Source organism: Fibrella forsythiae, assembly GCF_017353175.1.
GTDB lineage: Bacteria > Bacteroidota > Bacteroidia > Cytophagales > Spirosomataceae > Fibrella > Fibrella forsythiae.
Map to the genome: position 1 here is coordinate 364,831 of NZ_JAFMYW010000001.1, position 15,939 is coordinate 380,769.

Genomic DNA, 15,939 nt, shown 5'->3' on the forward strand with positions numbered 1-15,939 from the left:
CAACTATTACCAAAGTTGACCATCGTAGTCGACAGTACTGACGTCAATGGTTCGGCCCGTTAGAATAATCCCGCCTGCATTAATCTTTTCCCATAGAGCCTCTGAACACCTTATCCAGTCAGGTATAGGCTCGCCTTTTGCCATAATTCGTATTTTATCTCCAACAGCGGGATAAAATGGTAAATCAAACTCAACCTTACAGTCAATAGCACTCAGAAGACCCACTACAGGATCATCATCGAGGTAAACCGTCACCGTTACCTTAGTGCTAGGCTTGGGCAAGGCAGGTGAATCCAGACAGCTGGAGAGAAAGTCACGCAATTCAGTTGCTTCACTAATAGATAGCTGAATGAATTCTTTATTCTCAGGTTCAACAGAAAGAGAGCCGCCTACGTAACAAGTGAAGGGAGATTCCTCTTCTCCATCAAACGTCAGTTCAAGGCGTTGCATTTCGCCATCATCTTGACCAAGTTCATCCGAATCAATCACTAATTGTCTCATTGCTTAAGCTTTTAACGGTACGTTGATCAGTACGTGCTGTGAACGGCCCCCTTTCAGGTAATCGATAGCCATATCAGCGATAGCCCGGCCCTGCACGGTGGTTGGGCCATCGATTAGCCGGGGATCGGTGATGCCCTCGGCCAGAATCCGAATGGCTTCAGTATAGCCTTCCTTCACCGATCGGTTGATGGGTTTGGCCATGTTGGGGTGGTTAAACCGGCGCTTGATAAAGGCAATGGTCTGGCTGATCTGGGCCTCAGTAGGCAATTGGGGCGTTGCTGGGTTCATCTTAAATTATGACAAATGGGGTGATACACCGGCGCTGGTTCATCATTGGGGCAACCAGTTGAAAGTCCAGCCTGATTAAACGCGAACGCTTAGGTGGTAATGCCGTAGCATCCATGTTTACCCGCACAGTTTCAGGCAGAACAACCACAGATACGATATCCCGATCAGCAGATAATCCATTGGCCTTTTTGCAGGCATCCTCATACTGGGCCTTCGTTAGTGCCACCGGCGTCCGCTCTGTTGCTGACAGAGGCATAAGACGGTAGTGATAAGGTTCCTCGAGCGTAACCTGGACAACCCGTTGGTTCACCAGGTCAATCAGCGTTGCTTTTACTTCATCAATTGTCCGTTCACTATAAGCAGCGATGAAGGAGGCTGAAATAGGGTGGGGTTGATGCTTCGTGAGCTGATCAAGTACCTGCTCTGTCAGTTGAGTGCTGTTCATCGGTTGATAATTAGCCCGTTTGAGCGGGTAGCAAGGTCCAGTTTCATTGCCTTAAACCATACCCGGAAGTTTTTCTCTAATTGCGTTGCCATTGTCTGCGTTGTTTAAAAAGTATCTGTTTAATTGGATGTCAAAGGTAACAGGCACTTTTTAAATGTCACAAATTATTGACATTTATTTTTACTCTTTTTTTGCCACTAGGCTGCTATCATCTGTATTTAGAGCATTCAGATACTGGTGAACCCGTTTTTCAAGGTCGTCCGTTTGTGGCTGATACTTGCCGTTGATAATACGAGATAGGTAAGCCCGGTCAACGCCCAACATCTTAGCAACATGCTCCACAGTGACCCCCTTTCGTTTGATTTTCTCTTTGATTGTTTCCATGTCACGTTATTTTGACATGTCAAATATAAGTGATAAATTAGGGTATGCAATCACAGACACCGACAGGCTATATATATGCTCTTGTTTGCCCGGAAACTGACCTCATCCGTTACGTGGGTAAAACCAAAAATGATCCGCTGTACCGTTTCATTCAGCACCAACAGGAGGCACTCAGAAAGAGAGGTCGCCCTAAGCCGGGTACGGTTCATCACTGGATTGAAGAATTAGCTCATCGTAGCCAACAGCCACGCATTATGCTGTTATGCGAGTGTACCCTTACCGATCTGGATGAGCAGGAAATGCTATACTATTTAAAGTATAAGCATTTGGGCCTACTAAATGGCATGCCACCCTGTCGGTTAAAATCAGAGGTTGATGCCATTGATGTTGTGAAGCTGAATAAAATTATGGAAGAAAAGGGGTTGACAAAGAGTGCTGTGGCGAAGCTGGTTAACGTACGACATACTGGCGTTTGCTTGGTATTAAAAGGTGATCTGTACGGATTGTCCATGGAGGATCTCAAGCGAATGAATAAGTATTTGTTAAGCTTGTAAACGGCCATAAAAAAAGCCCGGTCATCGACCAGGCTTCACTACTCATAGCAGAACGTACCTACAGGGCGTAATTCCAGGTCAGGCACTCGATTTTCTTTTTCTTCTCCGCCCGGTTGCTCGTCACGGCCAGCGTCTGCTCGTGGTCCTGTACGTTCCAGCCCAACCGGGCGCGGTACTCGAGCAGATCCGGTTCAGGATAGGAACTCAGCAGGAACTTGCCCTGCATGGTGGCGCACTTGTCGAGCAAAAGTTTAAAGTCCTCCCGGGTATAGCCTTTATAGTGGCCCTGATGGGCTGAAACGTAGGGCGGGTCCAAATAGAAGAACGTGTGCGGTGAATCAAACACGTCGATCACCTTCAGGGCGTCACGCTGCTCAACAGTCACAAAGCGCATGCGTTCCTTGTACGCGTCGGTAAACCGCTTCTTTTTGTTGTAGAGGGTGCTGGGCTCTTTGCCGCTGCGGTCATAGCCCCAGCTGTTGCCCATCTGACCGGCAAAACCCTGATTGGCCTGCACCCAGATGGCCCACGCCATGGCCAGTACTTCGATCTCGTCGGCGTTGGGGTCGTGATAGATTGCCTTGGTTTCGTTGAACTGCTCACGGGCATGAAACGTCTCGTCGATGAGCCGTTCCAGACTACCGAAATCGTACTTGATGGCTTTGTAGAAGGCCAGCAGCCGACCGTTGGTGTCGTTGATCACTTCGAACGAGGAGGGCGGCTTGGTCCAAAACAGGGCACCGCCCCCCACAAAGCCTTCCACATAAATGCGGTGTTCAGGAAGCAGAGGTAGCAGGTGTTTAAGCATATTCTGCTTACCACCGTAATAACGTATTGGGACACTGGTAGAGGAGGGTTGTTGATCCATAGCGGGAAGGCCAGTGCTGAAGCGACCTGTTCGCACCGGCACCAACCCTGTCTGTGTTTCAACAAAAATATAGAGCCTACAAATGAGGTATATAATTGAGCCTATTTTATCTAAACTTGCGATTTAGACACACTGACAGCCCTTAGAAGCGGACTACGCCTTTTCGTAATAAAAGTGGGCCTCCCGAATGCTCAGCCGTTTCGGGGGGCCCACTATACCATCGCCATAAAGGCCCTGAACCAGATAATAAACCTGCTGGGAAAGAACCTCCAGAATCATCCATTCGGGGTGGGCGTGACTGGGGTCTTTTCGCACAATGCACTCGCCCAACTCGTAGTGTTCAGCGGGATCAACTGTCGGTAGGTGATAGTAATACAGATCGTTATCTGTTTGCGTGTCCATGAAGCGGAGCCTGTTTAATCTAAGACTGCCTTATTGATCCGGTTGAAACTAACCGTGTACCTGCCCATGGTTTCGCCCAGATCCAGAATCGAGCCACCAACCATCCCGTGTGTATTTACCGCACGTATAGGAAACCGGCCGTATCTGGTCAGCTGATCAACCTGACCGGCGACTAGTCGTAAAAACTTCTCCTGTAACTTCACCTGATCCTCGGGTTGAGGAATCGGCGCGATCTTATTAATAAACTCAACGGGCGAACAATTGAACTGCTCAGCCAGGCTGTAAATAGTCAATGCCCGGTTAGTCTCGTTGGTCAGCCTGAGCGCGTTCTCAATGGCCCTGAATAGCCCTACCCGTCGGCATTCCTTCAGGCTCATTCGCCTTACGGCCGCCGCGTCGATATGATTAGGGTTGCAGGTGCGAAACCAGAAATCAACGCCCACCCGGCTTTTTTCGTTATAGGGGAGAATGACCCGATTGTAATACGTTTCAGCCTCTTCATAGTCAAAGCGGGCCACGTAGTACTGATTGGTATCGTCGGGATATCCCGAGGGGAAGGGATGCGATACTTCACTGGGCTGCATATGCTCGATGACTGCAGCGGAACACAGGTGATAGTTCATGATAATTTTTTTAGAAGGGTGTTAAGCTCAGCGACGGCGATGTTATCGGCTACAGGGTGCCAGCGCCGCTTTGACATGTTGGCCAAAATCTCGCAGACTGATAGCCCACCCCGCTCATTGAGTCGTTGAAGGCTCTGACCATGGTTACGCTGCGCCCACTCTTCATTTAACAAACGCATCGGAACGTATTCTGGGCAGGCGGCTATTGCCAGGGCAGTATCCTGACTAAGAACCTTCATCATTGGCTCCTCTTCAACGGGCTCCTCGGCACGGACTGTTACTGTCACTTCTTTCTTGACAGTCTCCAGATTGGTAAGTTTCGCAAAGCGTACGCACAGTTCACCCACCAGCAAATCATAGTCATCGTTTGGCCGGGCTGGAATATACCGAGAAGGAATTTTACCCGTCTGATAGATCTGGTCGGTGAGTTGGTCTACCTTTTGGACCAGTTCCTCATTAGTGAGGGTGCATAACTCAAATTGTACGATGGCATTCATGTTGTTTCGGTTGACTTGGTTGATTGACCCATGATGAAATTAGCCTGAACTCCCTCGTCAATGCCCTTTTTAGTCAGTGACAGGTGAACCCCGGTACCCTCGCCGATCTTGGCGTACTCGAAAATGGAATCCAGGCCAAAGAACTGGCAGACCCGGGCCTCGATATCCTCGTGAGTCAGTTTCCCTTTTTTGAAAAAGTCTACTTTCTTCAGCGCCCTGACGGTGGCAGGCGGGAAGTGATGGTCAATGAACTGATTAATCAACTGCATCAGCTTGGCATCGCGGTGTTCTTTGTACTGACGCAGGTCTACCAGCGTGTATTGCCGGCCATACTGGCTGATGTAGTCCATCAGCGTATCGAGTTCAGCCTTGGTAGTACACGCCTGGATTTCGGCCAGCAGCGTATCGATTGGTTTTACCATAGTTGTGTCGGAGGGTTGGTTACAGACCCCATGGCCCACTGCCGCAGTACCGGTACCAGGTAGTTGACCCGGGTGGTAGCGATGGGCAGGATAGCGCCTGATTGCATGATCACTTTTAGCCCGCGCAGATCCACCTCCCGAATATGAGCCGAATTGCACAGGTATCGGCTGTGCAGCCGAATGAACCCCTCACCAACCTTGCTGAGCATGCCCCCCATGGGGCTGGCGATCAAATGGGTGCTTTTGTCGGTAAAGTGGAGGTAGCAATAGTTGCTGTCAGATTTCAGGTATTCGATCTGGCTGGCGGGCACGAAGGCTCGATGCCCCTGCTTCATGATGCGCACCTGTATTGTGCCTTTATCCTGTTTATGACTGATTTGACTCATTTTATTGCAGAAAAGGCGCATTCTCATGCACGTTTTGCCGGTTTGGTTGCACGAATTGTCAATACTGTTGCAGTTAGTTTAACTGACCCTGATCGATGTGAATGCCGTAGTAGAGAGCCGACTTAAGGGCATGAACAAGCGAGGCATCATATACCAGCAGCCGGTACCGGGCGCGACCGTTGGCCAGTGGCGTACGTACGCCGGTTGTCTTTCCGTCGGCAAAGAGATGAGGGAAGACATGCCGCTTGAAGGAGGTATCAACAACGGCACTAAGCTCCATAACGACCTCACTTAGACCAGGATTAAGTCTATCCGTTTTAATCTTGAATTGGTTCATGGTGTTGAGATTTTACGCAGTAATCGACCAATCACGTTCGCTACCAGGCCGCTGTCAAACCTGACCAGCATTGATCCATTACGCCCCCGGATGCACTTGCCCCGCTCATCACGCACGGCCGTGCAGGTAGCGCCTTTCAGCACCTCATCGGTGTAGCGGTCTCCGAGGTATTTGTAACGAGTCATAGCTACTTCTGAAATAGCGGGTGGCCTGGTCTTTTTGCCAGCATTCTGCCCAGCTCCATAAACGTGACTTCCTGTGCGCCCAGTTGAAGGGCCTTCGCCTTTTTAGTTTGGCAGACGTCGAAGTGCTCATTGTAAGTACCCACGTCCTGAATCCATTTACGGGCAACGCCAATCTTATCGGCCATCTGGAGCAGTTCATCTGTCGTGTCGGCAATCATATGACACATTTTCATGCCGCGATAGGGTGCGTTAAAGCTGTCGACGTAGACCATCTTACCTCGCTGCAGATTGACTTATGAGCGTTTTCAGATAATCAGGGTAGACGCTGGGCAATAGCTGTGAGGGATCAGGTACGTAGAACTCCACATCAGCGGGCACATCCGCTTCCCAAATGCCCAACGCTCCCTTTACCGGAAATTTGCGGGTAAGCCAGCGCAGGTCTTCCAGTATCAATGCCCAGGCATTATCGAAAAGCTCAATGCACGCATCTGCTTCATGATATCCTGTCATCGGTACGATATCTACGACATTGGCCACACAAACAGCTAAGCCTGCGTTTGGCGTTCGTGACGTCGCCGAGGCCGTAAACAGAGTATCACCCCGATGTTTAGGACGGTTCCAGTTTCGGCGCGTTTCGATCGTTTTGATCTTGTATTCGACCAGTGTCAACCAAGGAACTGGATTCTTTGGTGCATCATCTTGAAGCGTGATAGCTTTCATTTTATGTGATGGTTATGTGATTAGCCCGCACAATCGTAGCATACGAAAGGCACTGGCGGTCCTGGAAATCCCCCAGTTGTATTGATCGGCTTGACCTATGTTCAGCCAGTACCTTGAAATAGTTAGGTAGCAGGCCATGAACATCGCCAATTAATAATGTCTTCATAGACCTGCTTTTGAGGATACGTTTTGGTGAGCGCTTGTTAGAAAAAAGTGGCCGTCACGAAACTCGATTCCGGTAATTACCTGGGTGCGGACGTATTTGAGCAGCGACGATTTCAACGAGGCGGCTGAGGTGTAATGCCCGCATTTATCGAAAACCTGCTTGTGGGTCAGCCCATCCGGATGCCTGCTCAACTCGCGCTTCATCGTCTCAACAAACCACGAGAACGATGTCCATCGATCCGACTGAACACCGGCCCGGTTTAGTTTGCAGAATTCGGGTAGCTTGGGACGTGTGATACGGCGATGAAGCCGGGGCGCTAAAGCCTCGCAAACATTACTCTGTTCCGTCTTGCCGGTCGTCAGAATGCCGATGCCATATTCTTTGCAAATCTGGTAGGCAAAGCTTCCCCGGCTGATTTGGGGAACGGCTACATAGCTGTAATGCGAATAGTACAGGTTTTTAGCCGCCTGCTCAATGACAGACAGGCCAAAACTGACTTTGCATTCAATCGCTATGATGATTGTCCCCTGCTTGATGACAACATCGATAATACCAGCGCAAGGCACTTCACAGAACACTTCATTGCCCGGCAGTTGAAAGAACTGCACTACTTTATCACCTATCTCGGTCTCTTTCATTCGTACTACTCGATTAGACTGGCCACTCGGCCGGGCGGTTGGTTAATGCGGCAATCAGATGTTTGTGTAAGTCAATCGGTTCAGTGATTGGGGCAAACGTTTGGGTACTCTCGATTGGGCTACCGTCACGCAGGCTAATGCTGGTCTGACGGTAGGGAGACCGCTCGACTAAACACTCTCCCTTTTCTAAAATCGTTACCCGGACAATGACCCCGGGCAGTGACGGATGATGACCAACGATGATCTGCTGATGCGGGACTGCCTTGGCTTGCTTGACTCGTTTTTTCGCCATGTCGATAAAATGTAAAATATAGATAAGTCTTCACTATGAAGACCAAAATGAACAAAAAAATAGCTGGCTTTCTGATAAACAGCTTACCAAAGTGCGCACAATGTACTTAGTCGCAGGGCCATTAATTGGGGACTAACCTGACACCGATCGGCTACCGATAGCAGCAGATCCGCCCGCAGATAGTCGGCCGGGTTCGCACATTTCTGAATCGCTACCAGCACCAGGTCAGCAGGCATCAACAGGGCGGCGGCAAAGGCGTTGGCCTCCCGTTCCTGCTCCATCTCACTGCGACTTTTGTGGTCGAGTGCACTGATACCGAAAATGGTGTAGTAATTGGCGCTCACCTCGGGGCGGGCCATGTATTCAAAATGTTCGAGCACATGATGCCCCATTGAGTGGGCAATAGCAAACCGGCCCACGGTACGCGTGGGCAGCTGATCATTATAACCAATGCGTACCCGGCCATCGTCACTCCTGAGCATACAGCCGGTTATCTCATCACCAAAATCAAACCCGATCAAATCAATATCCAATGATTTAGCCACTTTGGGCAGATTCACCGGGAGTTGATAGGCTTGAGCATGCATCAGTGTTTTACTGGCTAGTGCTTCGATCTGCGTTTGTCGTTTACGAGTCATTAGAGCTGCTTTATTCGTTGCCAATTACTTTATAATGCTCGGTCATAAGCTCTCTCACATAGCTGATGTGGTGAGCTTTACGACCCCGTACCCAGTCGACTGTATCAATCATCATGAGTGTGTAGGCCAGTCGTTCTTCATACACAAATAGTTCGTGCTCGGCCTCCCGCTCCAGATCAATGCCCAACGTTGAGGCGTAAGCCGCTGTCTGTTTGGCATCATTAATTTTCCCGTTTAATTGATGCACAATGTGATACAATTTGTCGATCAGCTTTTGAACATCGATGGGGTGAGGGGTTTCCATGTTGAACTGATCTATTTACGGTTACAGGGCAGGCATTTCCGGTTCATGGAGTGGTGTCTGGCTTTGGCCGGCAGCGGTCTACCCAGTGATTTGGGTACGTTCGGTGGGCGTTCATAGGGTAGCATACACGCCTCCGACTTACCATACACTGCCATTTTAGCGAATGCTTCTTTGAGGTTACCAACTTTATCCTCTAGGGTCATTACCCTTGATCGTAGGTCATCAGCGAAAAGCTCGATTTCGCAAGGCTCCTGATGATGCGCCTCTAGTCGTTCAATTAGCTGGGTTGGAATAAGCTGGGTAACACTCAGCCCAGACAATGCACAGGCAAAGTGGATCTGGCTAACAACGGCAGAGCTGCCTATGACGAAAATCTTTTTCATAATTCAGGTTCAGGTAGATCAATGATCCGAACGACGGTCATAATGGGCTGGCGGCCAATCAGTGTAATTTGTTCGTAATGAGGCTTACCAATAATAGCTTCCGTATCATCGACGATGACCTTCTGATTCTTAAGGGCATCGATCAAGTCTTTGGCTCCACCTACGAAGTTGTCATGATCGTATTTGCGCTTACAGTGCCGGTAGATTTCGACTCGGACGCGGCCGGGATGTTTATTGCGCGTTAAAGCCCATATCCGTTTCTCGTACTTATTGCGGCGGCGGGTCTTGGTTCGCCAGTGCTCCCCTTTGGTATCGTTGAGTGAGGGGGTCGAATAGGGGAAAACAAGTTCTGTAATCATACAGGCTCTTTATCTTTCGTTGCTTCATCCTGGGTGAGAATACCCAGCTTCACCCGCCTGAGATGCTTTTCTTTCTCCTTGACATTGGCATCGACCAGTTGCCGAATCACGTACCTGCCTTCCTCATGCAACTCCTCCACCGGCACAGCAACAGAACCGTCTTCACCCCGGTGATAGTAGGCCATATCAGCCCGTATCTCTGATTCCGTATACGTACCTGCCAGCCATGGATTATTCGTGTAGCCAGCGTTATTGGGTCGCCAGAATGTTAGAATACCCCCATACGAATGCTCATAGCTGATGATGTAGAAAAGCCGTTGGCCATCGTCGGTATGGGTCTGGGGTATACCTTTCCGAAGCGAGGGTTTCCAGTCCAGGTACGTCTTATCCGGGTCACAGCAGGTATCGATCAGGATGTCACAGCCCCAGGTGACCCGGCCGTGGGACGTACCTACCCGGCCCGCTAGCGCCAATCGCACATAGGCGGCAATAGCCTCATCGGAACGATCCTCTTCGATAAGCGTATCGAGGTTGTCAAAGAAGTGTTGCACAGCCTGAATGTCGGCCTTGCTGGCTTTAGCCATTTTCATACGATTGGCGTTTTAGGAGTTTCTGGTTTGGGTTTACAGTGCCGATGGAGCTTGTTAAAGGCTTTAGTCGTTTCGATAAACATGGGAATGCTACAGGGCAACCCAACGGGTTCAGACTGGCCACAGTGGGTGCACAACATCCCTCTGCCACCCATGACCAGATGCGGGTAGTTGGTCTTACTCATGGCGTAGGCGCTGAAGGCTCATCGACGATATAAGCCGTGTAATCAAAGTCGGCTGGCAACTGGCCATCTTTTTTCCATTGATTGATTTCGCTGGTATAGCAGATGCCGCCCCGGCTTTCCCGCCGCTCCATGGTCTGAGCCCGGCCAAATAGTTTCGTATAGGCTGCCCAGATGAGGAGGGCACCTTCCTCACTGATTCTGACCTTTTCATCACTATACCCACCCTTTGGGTTGACGATGACGCGGTACGTTTTGGGTTGTTCTTCCATTTGTGTACTGGTTCTGTTTTACTGGTTGGCCGTAACGCCGGGAGTCGAACCCGTATTCGGCAAAGGTTTTCTATGCGGTCTGGAGGCGTTTGCGAAAAACCGCAGAGCGACTATTCACCTACCGGCTTACTTAGATCGGACGCCCCGTCGCTTCACCATCTGAGGTGTATTCAGCCTAAAAGACTGCCTCTGGACGACCCCTGCCACCGCTCCTCGCCCGGTTAACCCCACCGGGAAGCGCTACGGTATTGTACTTAGTCTAAGTGGGGTGTATAATAGAAGGCTTTCAGGGTCTCGACCGGATTAATTGACTGGTAGAAATAGTTTTGCCGGATATCCGTCCAGTACTGCACAGCGCGGTCGCCGGGTACGTGCCGCCCATCGGCTGACAGAGCCGCATCATAGGCGGCTTTCCAGTCTGGCCAGTTGCTGATCGGTCCGCTGAACGCTGGGCCGACTGCATCAATGTGAATGAAGAGCTTCGGGTCCCAGATCTTACCTGCGTTGTCATAAACGAGCTCCCCCTGATCAATGGTGAGTGAGGTCAGCATCAGCTCGTAGTGATTAAAGTCGGTACGACGAACGAAGGCCAGTGCGCGAATTTTATCGTTGACTACCAGATAACGGTATTCATCACCAGCGGACACCTGAGAGGTAACCTCGGGGTGTAGTGGTTCACGGTACTGCCTTTCCAACAGGACCACGATCCCTTTAAACTCCTCATCGATAAATTCATTGATGCGACTCAGTTCATTGTCGGGGAAGCGTTCGACATAGACGGTTGCAGGTTTTAGGCTCATAAGAATTGTATTATTTAGTCTGATAAATCGGTGTGATCCTGACGAATCAACCAGCCTTTGTAGTCTCCCTCAACCACCTCGAAGTGTAAATGGTCAACCTCCTTAACCTGGTAGATCTGACCGTTTCTATACCAGTCCATGATGCAATCGTTAGGAAAGGTTATACGGGCGGTGAGCACCTTTTCATCAACCTTACGCTGGGTTTTGCCGGGACTAGGTCCCTTTGCTGAATTGACTTGCGTGATTAGACGCCGTCGAACTTTCCCGGCTTCTATCAGATCAGACAGGGTAATCTTCTCTTTTCGCCGCAGGTCAGGGTGACGGGTGAAATGGTCGATGGCCCAGCTGATTAGCTGAGCGGCCGTGGCGGTGCCGGTGTCAGGCGAGGGCTTTTTCATTGGCCTTTTGTTTAGCTTCTTTTCTGGCTTTCTTCTTGGCGGCATTCACCTCCCGGATCTGCTTTAGCTGAATCAACTGAGCGTACCTGTCGAGGATGTTGTCAGCGTCGGTAAAGCCAACCTGAATGCCCTGCAAGGCGGCAACCTGGCTTCGGACGCTGGCCAGTAGTTGAGCCTCCTCGTAGGTGGGCATGACATTGGGCCAGCCTTTTTCGTAGAGCAGATGCTGGGGGATTCTGGCTTCAATCGCTGCCCGTTGGATGGCAATCGTTTTGGCTTTAGCCAGCCCGGCCTTTTGGGCCTCACTCAGCAGATCAGGGCGCAGGTCGCCCAGCCACCGCTCCTGAAAGCTGAAGGCAGATTCAATTTCCAGATCAACCTGCTGGAGCAAAACGGGTTGATTGTCATTACAGGATGCGGCCGCTTTGTGATCACTCTGACTACCCAGCACGCAGAACACGCAACTCACGCGGGTTGACCCGTGGACCGTGTAGGCTTCGTGGAGGGGTAAGCAAAACAGCTTATGATACATGAACACCTCCGCCCGTTCCCATTTAACAATCGGCTTGTAATCGTAGCTATAGAGCCCTATGTCAGGATTAGACAGCTTTTTATTAATAGCGCAAACGGGGGCGTTCTTCCGTTCGTCTGACTCTTCCCGTCGGATACCTGTGACGTTGATGACGGATTGATTCGGCCAGCGTTTAGCCGCATATTTCAGTATTTCGGCCACCTTCATCTCCGAGGTACAGAACCGCATGATGATGGTAGACCAGGGCAGAATCAGCTTGACACATTCAAGGCGGGCATACCTGATCAGGTTGTCATTCCACCGCTGTTGCCAGCGGGCCATCATATCGCCTTTTTTACGGCGAACCGTCACCAGCTCAACGCCTAATAAATCGGCTACCTGTTGGCAAATCGTGTGCGATTGTCTCCACTCGACACTACCCAAATCAGCATGAATCAGCACCCGCTCCCCCTTATGGCCGATTTCGTCAAGGTAGCGGCAGGTGGCCACTGCGGCGGCCGTTGAATCCTTGCCGCCACTAACGCCAATCAGTACCGGTGCATGAAGCGCCAATTGCTCACTAATCAGCGGGGCCGTTTCAATGCTGAAGTTCAGGCGCTGGGCTTCAAAAAGTTGGAGTTGCTGAGACATAATGCGATGTGATCTTACCTTAATTTACGAAGAAAAGGCTTCATAATGAAGCCTTTAAAGGCTTAAAAAATGCCCGATTTAAGTTTAATCGTGTCGCCCAGTGCCTCAATCATCCGCTGGACCACCTGTGGAACAACCGCGTTGCCAATGAATTTCTTTTGCTTGGTAGTACCTCCCTTCAGAACATATCCGTCGGGGAACCCCTGAATCCGTTTCAGTTCAGGTACGTTCAGCATCCGCATTTTGATGTCGACGATACCTAATTCAGCCATCAGCCGTTTGATCTTGACCGTCGCCGGGCTATCGGTTTTATAGACCTCAATGGCCAGTTCACCGCTGGAGGTTACCACCAGATAGGGGTAATGCCGATCGGCGGTGATAGTGGGCGCAACCTGATCAACCGTGCGCAGCCCGTTATCATACTGGGCATTGAGCAGGTAATGATGCGTACCGGTGAGCAGGGCGGGAGCGGGTTCATCCAGGCTTTTAGGTACGTTGCTGTGCAGGTTGGTCATCAGCATCCGTTCGCACTTAACGACCGACAAAGGGGCTTTATCCTGACGGGCCACCACAACGGGGGCGGGTTGATCAAGGGCGGCACTATGCCCAAACCAGCCGGGGTTATAGACGAAGCCCTCAACCGGCGTCAGGGTGATTAGTCGCTGTTTGGGTATGGTGGTCAGGGCAGTAGTTGGCTCTTCCAGATTCTGGGTATCGCCGCCACCACTGTAATAGTTGACCATGTACCGTTCGGCACGGACCAGGTTGAGTTTGGGATTTTCCGTCAGGGTACCGGCCGGGTCATCCACCGATGCTGGCTTGCTGTTACCGTACTGCTGATCAACGAAGTGTTCAGCCACGACCAGTGATAACCGGTCTTTCGTCGGCAGGGTGGGGCTGGGATCGTCGACGGAAGCTGTTTGGCCACCTGATGAGTAGTAATTGGCCAGAAAGTTAGCCTTCACCAGCGCACAGCGATTTTCCGTCGTCAGGGTGCCACAAGGCTCGTTCAGGCTGGTATTGCGTGATTCGGGTTTATCCCCGTAGTACTTACTCAGAAAGGCGGCATTAACAAGACCAATCCGGTCCTGCGTAGTGATCGTCACGCACGGCTCATTGATGGAACTCCCTGCATTGGTGCCGGTTAGGGGACTATTGCTGATGTATTTGTAGAGGAAAGCCGCCTGAACCAGTTCCTGATTACCGCCCGACGTAGTGATGGTGCGGGCAGGCCCATCGATGGAAACGGTACGGCCAGCCGGATCGCGCCCCTCGACATCATTCTGACGCTGTACGATGAAGGAAGCCTTTACGTAGGCGTGGCTATCGACGGTGGTTAAGGAACCGGCAGGCCCATCCAGTGAGATGTTCTTCTGATCCGGATTGCCCGAGTAGTATTTGCTGAGGAAAGAATCAGCACCCCCGGCCACGTGTTTGACCAGCCCGGCATAAATACGCTCGAGACTTTTTTCAACCAGGTCTTTACGGTCCTGTTTGCGCAGGGCCATGTTGGTTTTGCGGCCGAAGATGCTGTGACCCTCATCGCTGAAATCCAGCACGTCGCGCACGGCTTTCCAGCGCTGGAGGTTATCAAACACCGAGAGTTGACCCTGCACTTTAAGCGGTACTTTCGCGTGGGTTGGCTCTGGCCAGCTGATGCGCACGCTGCTTTTGGCAAAAATAGCAAAGTAGCGAAGCCGGGAGGTGTAAGCCCCAAAGTCGGCGGCGTTCAGCAGCTTGGAATCGAACTGATACCCTAAATCACCAATCTCCCGAATCCAGCGCTGATAGTCCTGCCCTTTGGTCCGGTGCTCGGGTATCCAGTGATAATCCCACTCCTTTTTCTTCTTGTCGAACACCATCTGGCAGCAGGGTGCCTTATGGCCCTCGAACGTGTGCTTCTTGTTGACCTTGGCAATCATAGGGCCCCACGCCATAAATTCACGCACGTTTTCGATGGTGAAGTAATCGGGCTTGATGGCCATCAGGTAAGCGGGCATGAATTCAGCCAGCGATCGGCTGTCGGCATCGCGGGATTTGCCCCCTTTGGCGTTGCTGAAATTGGTACATTCCAGCGAGGCATGAAACAGCACCTTCGCGTTCGGATAGAGCTTGCGGGCCTGCCTGACTACCTCGGCTATACGTTTTGGTAAGCTCTTGTCGCGCACATCTTCCACGAAGTGGACCGTTTCGGGGTGATTCTCCGCATGCGATTTGAGCGCATCCTTATCGTGGTTAATGCCCGCCACAACCACGGCAATACGACGACCCAGCCGATCAAGCGCATTCTCAACGCCGGTGGTGAATCCACCAGCCCCGCAGAAGCTATCGATGACAATCAGGCGAACCAGTTCTGGTATGATAAGGCCTTTGGCGTAGTGAGCCGGTATTTTACAGTTACTCATCTCATATCAGTTGTTAGCAAGTGAATAGAACTACAGCACGCGGTTTAGAACAGCCCAGTACCAGACAGCAATGTGGTAGATTAGGTAGATACCGATGATGATCAAGCCTGCATCCCGGCATATTGAATAGATTGCCCCAGTCCAGACTTGCCGCTGGAACCACTTCCAGTTTAAGCCTATGTCTCCATATAGAAAATGAAGTCTGGCTACGGCGTAGGAAAACCAAGTAGCACCCAGCCAGAATAGGAATAGTTTAAACTGCATGTTAGTATTCATACCTAGTTACGTTTGATCTGGTGAACTGGGACGACGCCGAACGAATACACGGACCTCAGCTCAATGCGTCGGCAGGCACCGTGTGAATGACTGAAGACACGCTGAGCGAACAGCGAACCGGCTAAAGCGGCGTACAAAAGGAGTCGTTTCATACTGCAGGATATCCTTGACTTATTTATTAGGTGTAAAATTACACCTTTTACACCTTATTTGCAAGCGGCATTGACCGAATCATTTTTAGACAATAGCCAGGCTGTTAATCTGGCCCCAAGGTTATGGACGCACTGTTTGACATACACCCGCCTGTACTGGGTGAGTCCAGTTCGTTCACATTCACGCCTGAGCAGTTCATAGGTTTTGTTGCCTGTGCGGAAATCATCCACGTACAGGACATGCTCCCACTTGCCCCAGGTGTGGATGTCAGGCCAGATGGCCATAAGCAGCAATTTGATGCGTGTCATA

At 50.8% G+C, this 15,939-nt stretch carries 30 protein-coding genes; 1 reads left to right on the forward strand and 29 read right to left on the reverse strand.

Annotated features, from left to right (window positions below; all coding sequences use genetic code 11):
* Positions 1-6: 6 nt before the first annotated feature.
* From J2I46_RS01850 to J2I46_RS01865, 4 genes are all read right to left on the reverse strand, one after another.
* Positions 7-501, reverse strand: coding sequence for a hypothetical protein (locus J2I46_RS01850; RefSeq protein WP_207327223.1), 495 nt, complete (start codon positions 499-501; stop codon positions 7-9).
* Between the two features lie 3 nt (positions 502-504).
* A complete protein-coding gene (locus tag J2I46_RS01855) occupies positions 505-789 on the reverse strand; it encodes a hypothetical protein (RefSeq protein WP_207327224.1) in 285 nt (94 codons plus the stop codon).
* A 1-nt stretch (position 790) separates the two neighbouring features.
* Positions 791-1,234 (reverse strand): hypothetical protein, encoded by a 444-nt coding sequence (locus J2I46_RS01860; RefSeq protein WP_207327225.1) that lies wholly within the window; start codon positions 1,232-1,234, stop codon positions 791-793.
* A 180-nt stretch (positions 1,235-1,414) separates the two neighbouring features.
* Entirely contained in the window at positions 1,415-1,618 is a 204-nt protein-coding gene (locus J2I46_RS01865; protein ID WP_207327226.1) for a helix-turn-helix domain-containing protein, read from the reverse strand.
* Between the two features lie 44 nt (positions 1,619-1,662).
* Between J2I46_RS01865 and J2I46_RS01870 the strand changes: the two genes are divergently transcribed.
* Positions 1,663-2,172, forward strand: a complete 510-nt coding sequence (locus tag J2I46_RS01870) for a GIY-YIG nuclease family protein (protein ID WP_207327227.1) — start codon at positions 1,663-1,665, stop codon at positions 2,170-2,172.
* Between the two features lie 58 nt (positions 2,173-2,230).
* Here the strand turns inward: J2I46_RS01870 and J2I46_RS01875 are convergent, their stop codons facing one another.
* The 25 genes from J2I46_RS01875 to J2I46_RS01995 form a co-directional block, all read right to left on the reverse strand.
* Positions 2,231-3,040, reverse strand: coding sequence for a DNA adenine methylase (locus tag J2I46_RS01875; protein WP_207327228.1), 810 nt, complete (start codon positions 3,038-3,040; stop codon positions 2,231-2,233).
* Positions 3,041-3,193: 153 nt separating this feature from the next.
* Entirely contained in the window at positions 3,194-3,442 is a 249-nt protein-coding gene (locus J2I46_RS01880) for a hypothetical protein (RefSeq protein ID WP_207327229.1), read from the reverse strand.
* 14 nt (positions 3,443-3,456) lie between these two features.
* Positions 3,457-4,065 carry a hypothetical protein gene (locus J2I46_RS01885; RefSeq protein ID WP_207327230.1) on the reverse strand — a complete coding sequence of 203 codons (609 nt, stop codon included), beginning with the start codon at positions 4,063-4,065 and terminating at the stop codon, positions 3,457-3,459.
* The gene (locus J2I46_RS01890; RefSeq protein WP_207327231.1) at positions 4,062-4,562 is read right to left on the reverse strand and encodes a hypothetical protein; all 501 of its coding nucleotides are present in this window, start codon (positions 4,560-4,562) and stop codon (positions 4,062-4,064) included. The genes J2I46_RS01885 and J2I46_RS01890 overlap by 4 nt, the downstream gene beginning before the upstream one ends.
* Positions 4,559-4,984 (reverse strand): hypothetical protein, encoded by a 426-nt coding sequence (locus J2I46_RS01895; protein ID WP_207327232.1) that lies wholly within the window; start codon positions 4,982-4,984, stop codon positions 4,559-4,561. The genes J2I46_RS01890 and J2I46_RS01895 overlap by 4 nt, the downstream gene beginning before the upstream one ends.
* On the reverse strand, positions 4,978-5,370 hold the full coding sequence (locus J2I46_RS01900; RefSeq protein WP_207327233.1) for a LytTR family DNA-binding domain-containing protein: 393 nt from the start codon (positions 5,368-5,370) through the stop codon (positions 4,978-4,980). The genes J2I46_RS01895 and J2I46_RS01900 overlap by 7 nt, the downstream gene beginning before the upstream one ends.
* A 73-nt stretch (positions 5,371-5,443) precedes the next feature.
* Positions 5,444-5,707 carry a hypothetical protein gene (locus J2I46_RS01905; RefSeq protein WP_207327234.1) on the reverse strand — a complete coding sequence of 88 codons (264 nt, stop codon included), beginning with the start codon at positions 5,705-5,707 and terminating at the stop codon, positions 5,444-5,446.
* Positions 5,704-5,892, reverse strand: a complete 189-nt coding sequence (locus J2I46_RS01910; RefSeq protein WP_207327235.1) for a hypothetical protein — start codon at positions 5,890-5,892, stop codon at positions 5,704-5,706. The genes J2I46_RS01905 and J2I46_RS01910 overlap by 4 nt, the downstream gene beginning before the upstream one ends.
* A gap of 2 nt (positions 5,893-5,894) precedes the next feature.
* Entirely contained in the window at positions 5,895-6,164 is a 270-nt protein-coding gene (locus tag J2I46_RS01915) for a DUF4031 domain-containing protein (protein WP_262897992.1), read from the reverse strand.
* A gap of 1 nt (position 6,165) precedes the next feature.
* On the reverse strand, positions 6,166-6,612 hold the full coding sequence (locus J2I46_RS01920; protein WP_207327237.1) for an ASCH domain-containing protein: 447 nt from the start codon (positions 6,610-6,612) through the stop codon (positions 6,166-6,168).
* A 1-nt stretch (position 6,613) separates the two neighbouring features.
* Positions 6,614-6,778: a hypothetical protein gene (locus J2I46_RS01925; RefSeq protein ID WP_207327238.1), complete on the reverse strand. Its 165-nt coding sequence runs from the start codon at positions 6,776-6,778 to the stop codon at positions 6,614-6,616.
* Positions 6,775-7,416, reverse strand: a complete 642-nt coding sequence (locus tag J2I46_RS01930) for a hypothetical protein (RefSeq protein WP_207327239.1) — start codon at positions 7,414-7,416, stop codon at positions 6,775-6,777. Before J2I46_RS01930 ends, J2I46_RS01925 begins: the two co-directional genes overlap by 4 nt.
* A 13-nt stretch (positions 7,417-7,429) precedes the next feature.
* Positions 7,430-7,708, reverse strand: coding sequence for a hypothetical protein (locus J2I46_RS01935; RefSeq protein WP_207327240.1), 279 nt, complete (start codon positions 7,706-7,708; stop codon positions 7,430-7,432).
* An 83-nt stretch (positions 7,709-7,791) separates the two neighbouring features.
* Positions 7,792-8,346 (reverse strand): ImmA/IrrE family metallo-endopeptidase, encoded by a 555-nt coding sequence (locus J2I46_RS01940; RefSeq protein ID WP_207327241.1) that lies wholly within the window; start codon positions 8,344-8,346, stop codon positions 7,792-7,794.
* 10 nt (positions 8,347-8,356) lie between these two features.
* A complete protein-coding gene (locus J2I46_RS01945; RefSeq protein WP_207327242.1) occupies positions 8,357-8,650 on the reverse strand; it encodes a hypothetical protein in 294 nt (97 codons plus the stop codon).
* An 11-nt stretch (positions 8,651-8,661) separates the two neighbouring features.
* Positions 8,662-9,033 carry a hypothetical protein gene (locus tag J2I46_RS01950; protein WP_207327243.1) on the reverse strand — a complete coding sequence of 124 codons (372 nt, stop codon included), beginning with the start codon at positions 9,031-9,033 and terminating at the stop codon, positions 8,662-8,664.
* On the reverse strand, positions 9,030-9,392 hold the full coding sequence (locus J2I46_RS01955) for a hypothetical protein (protein ID WP_207327244.1): 363 nt from the start codon (positions 9,390-9,392) through the stop codon (positions 9,030-9,032). Before J2I46_RS01955 ends, J2I46_RS01950 begins: the two co-directional genes overlap by 4 nt.
* Positions 9,389-9,982: a hypothetical protein gene (locus J2I46_RS01960; RefSeq protein ID WP_207327245.1), complete on the reverse strand. Its 594-nt coding sequence runs from the start codon at positions 9,980-9,982 to the stop codon at positions 9,389-9,391. Before J2I46_RS01960 ends, J2I46_RS01955 begins: the two co-directional genes overlap by 4 nt.
* Before the next feature lie 181 nt (positions 9,983-10,163).
* Positions 10,164-10,436: a hypothetical protein gene (locus tag J2I46_RS01965; RefSeq protein ID WP_207327246.1), complete on the reverse strand. Its 273-nt coding sequence runs from the start codon at positions 10,434-10,436 to the stop codon at positions 10,164-10,166.
* 254 nt (positions 10,437-10,690) lie between these two features.
* Entirely contained in the window at positions 10,691-11,236 is a 546-nt protein-coding gene (locus J2I46_RS01970; RefSeq protein WP_207327247.1) for a hypothetical protein, read from the reverse strand.
* A 14-nt stretch (positions 11,237-11,250) separates the two neighbouring features.
* On the reverse strand, positions 11,251-11,634 hold the full coding sequence (locus tag J2I46_RS01975; protein ID WP_207327248.1) for a hypothetical protein: 384 nt from the start codon (positions 11,632-11,634) through the stop codon (positions 11,251-11,253).
* Positions 11,615-12,796, reverse strand: a complete 1,182-nt coding sequence (locus tag J2I46_RS01980) for a phosphoadenosine phosphosulfate reductase domain-containing protein (RefSeq protein WP_207327249.1) — start codon at positions 12,794-12,796, stop codon at positions 11,615-11,617. The genes J2I46_RS01975 and J2I46_RS01980 overlap by 20 nt, the downstream gene beginning before the upstream one ends.
* Positions 12,797-12,858: 62 nt before the next feature.
* Positions 12,859-15,201 carry a DNA cytosine methyltransferase gene (locus tag J2I46_RS01985; protein ID WP_207327250.1) on the reverse strand — a complete coding sequence of 781 codons (2,343 nt, stop codon included), beginning with the start codon at positions 15,199-15,201 and terminating at the stop codon, positions 12,859-12,861.
* 30 nt (positions 15,202-15,231) lie between these two features.
* The gene (locus tag J2I46_RS01990; protein WP_207327251.1) at positions 15,232-15,477 is read right to left on the reverse strand and encodes a hypothetical protein; all 246 of its coding nucleotides are present in this window, start codon (positions 15,475-15,477) and stop codon (positions 15,232-15,234) included.
* 206 nt (positions 15,478-15,683) lie between these two features.
* Positions 15,684-15,938, reverse strand: coding sequence for a hypothetical protein (locus tag J2I46_RS01995; RefSeq protein ID WP_207327252.1), 255 nt, complete (start codon positions 15,936-15,938; stop codon positions 15,684-15,686).
* Between the last annotated feature and the right edge of the window lies 1 nt (position 15,939).

What these genes read in the sequence shown, in the direction of transcription:
- J2I46_RS01855 (WP_207327224.1), bottom strand. Translation starts at nt 789, where the DNA reads ATGAACCCAGCAACGCCCCAATTGCCTACTGAGGCCCAGATCAGCCAG.
- J2I46_RS01860 (WP_207327225.1), bottom strand. Translation starts at nt 1,234, where the DNA reads ATGAACAGCACTCAACTGACAGAGCAGGTACTTGATCAGCTCACGAAG.
- J2I46_RS01955 (WP_207327244.1), bottom strand. Translation starts at nt 9,392, where the DNA reads ATGATTACAGAACTTGTTTTCCCCTATTCGACCCCCTCACTCAACGAT.
- J2I46_RS01925 (WP_207327238.1), bottom strand. Translation starts at nt 6,778, where the DNA reads ATGAAGACATTATTAATTGGCGATGTTCATGGCCTGCTACCTAACTAT.
- J2I46_RS01935 (WP_207327240.1), bottom strand. Translation starts at nt 7,708, where the DNA reads ATGGCGAAAAAACGAGTCAAGCAAGCCAAGGCAGTCCCGCATCAGCAG.
- J2I46_RS01870 (WP_207327227.1), top strand. Translation starts at nt 1,663, where the DNA reads ATGCAATCACAGACACCGACAGGCTATATATATGCTCTTGTTTGCCCG.
- J2I46_RS01970 (WP_207327247.1), bottom strand. Translation starts at nt 11,236, where the DNA reads ATGAGCCTAAAACCTGCAACCGTCTATGTCGAACGCTTCCCCGACAAT.
- J2I46_RS01910 (WP_207327235.1), bottom strand. Translation starts at nt 5,892, where the DNA reads ATGACTCGTTACAAATACCTCGGAGACCGCTACACCGATGAGGTGCTG.
- J2I46_RS01890 (WP_207327231.1), bottom strand. Translation starts at nt 4,562, where the DNA reads ATGAATGCCATCGTACAATTTGAGTTATGCACCCTCACTAATGAGGAA.
- J2I46_RS01920 (WP_207327237.1), bottom strand. Translation starts at nt 6,612, where the DNA reads ATGAAAGCTATCACGCTTCAAGATGATGCACCAAAGAATCCAGTTCCT.
- J2I46_RS01985 (WP_207327250.1), bottom strand. Translation starts at nt 15,201, where the DNA reads ATGAGTAACTGTAAAATACCGGCTCACTACGCCAAAGGCCTTATCATA.
- J2I46_RS01945 (WP_207327242.1), bottom strand. Translation starts at nt 8,650, where the DNA reads ATGGAAACCCCTCACCCCATCGATGTTCAAAAGCTGATCGACAAATTG.
- J2I46_RS01905 (WP_207327234.1), bottom strand. Translation starts at nt 5,707, where the DNA reads ATGAACCAATTCAAGATTAAAACGGATAGACTTAATCCTGGTCTAAGT.
- J2I46_RS01950 (WP_207327243.1), bottom strand. Translation starts at nt 9,033, where the DNA reads ATGAAAAAGATTTTCGTCATAGGCAGCTCTGCCGTTGTTAGCCAGATC.
- J2I46_RS01885 (WP_207327230.1), bottom strand. Translation starts at nt 4,065, where the DNA reads ATGAACTATCACCTGTGTTCCGCTGCAGTCATCGAGCATATGCAGCCC.
- J2I46_RS01915 (WP_262897992.1), bottom strand. Translation starts at nt 6,164, where the DNA reads ATGGTCTACGTCGACAGCTTTAACGCACCCTATCGCGGCATGAAAATG.
- J2I46_RS01900 (WP_207327233.1), bottom strand. Translation starts at nt 5,370, where the DNA reads ATGAGTCAAATCAGTCATAAACAGGATAAAGGCACAATACAGGTGCGC.
- J2I46_RS01875 (WP_207327228.1), bottom strand. Translation starts at nt 3,040, where the DNA reads ATGGATCAACAACCCTCCTCTACCAGTGTCCCAATACGTTATTACGGT.
- J2I46_RS01960 (WP_207327245.1), bottom strand. Translation starts at nt 9,982, where the DNA reads ATGAAAATGGCTAAAGCCAGCAAGGCCGACATTCAGGCTGTGCAACAC.
- J2I46_RS01930 (WP_207327239.1), bottom strand. Translation starts at nt 7,416, where the DNA reads ATGAAAGAGACCGAGATAGGTGATAAAGTAGTGCAGTTCTTTCAACTG.
- J2I46_RS01895 (WP_207327232.1), bottom strand. Translation starts at nt 4,984, where the DNA reads ATGGTAAAACCAATCGATACGCTGCTGGCCGAAATCCAGGCGTGTACT.
- J2I46_RS01865 (WP_207327226.1), bottom strand. Translation starts at nt 1,618, where the DNA reads ATGGAAACAATCAAAGAGAAAATCAAACGAAAGGGGGTCACTGTGGAG.
- J2I46_RS01880 (WP_207327229.1), bottom strand. Translation starts at nt 3,442, where the DNA reads ATGGACACGCAAACAGATAACGATCTGTATTACTATCACCTACCGACA.
- J2I46_RS01995 (WP_207327252.1), bottom strand. Translation starts at nt 15,938, where the DNA reads ATGACACGCATCAAATTGCTGCTTATGGCCATCTGGCCTGACATCCAC.
- J2I46_RS01980 (WP_207327249.1), bottom strand. Translation starts at nt 12,796, where the DNA reads ATGTCTCAGCAACTCCAACTTTTTGAAGCCCAGCGCCTGAACTTCAGC.
- J2I46_RS01850 (WP_207327223.1), bottom strand. Translation starts at nt 501, where the DNA reads ATGAGACAATTAGTGATTGATTCGGATGAACTTGGTCAAGATGATGGC.
- J2I46_RS01940 (WP_207327241.1), bottom strand. Translation starts at nt 8,346, where the DNA reads ATGACTCGTAAACGACAAACGCAGATCGAAGCACTAGCCAGTAAAACA.
- J2I46_RS01975 (WP_207327248.1), bottom strand. Translation starts at nt 11,634, where the DNA reads ATGAAAAAGCCCTCGCCTGACACCGGCACCGCCACGGCCGCTCAGCTA.
- J2I46_RS01990 (WP_207327251.1), bottom strand. Translation starts at nt 15,477, where the DNA reads ATGAATACTAACATGCAGTTTAAACTATTCCTATTCTGGCTGGGTGCT.
- J2I46_RS01965 (WP_207327246.1), bottom strand. Translation starts at nt 10,436, where the DNA reads ATGGAAGAACAACCCAAAACGTACCGCGTCATCGTCAACCCAAAGGGT.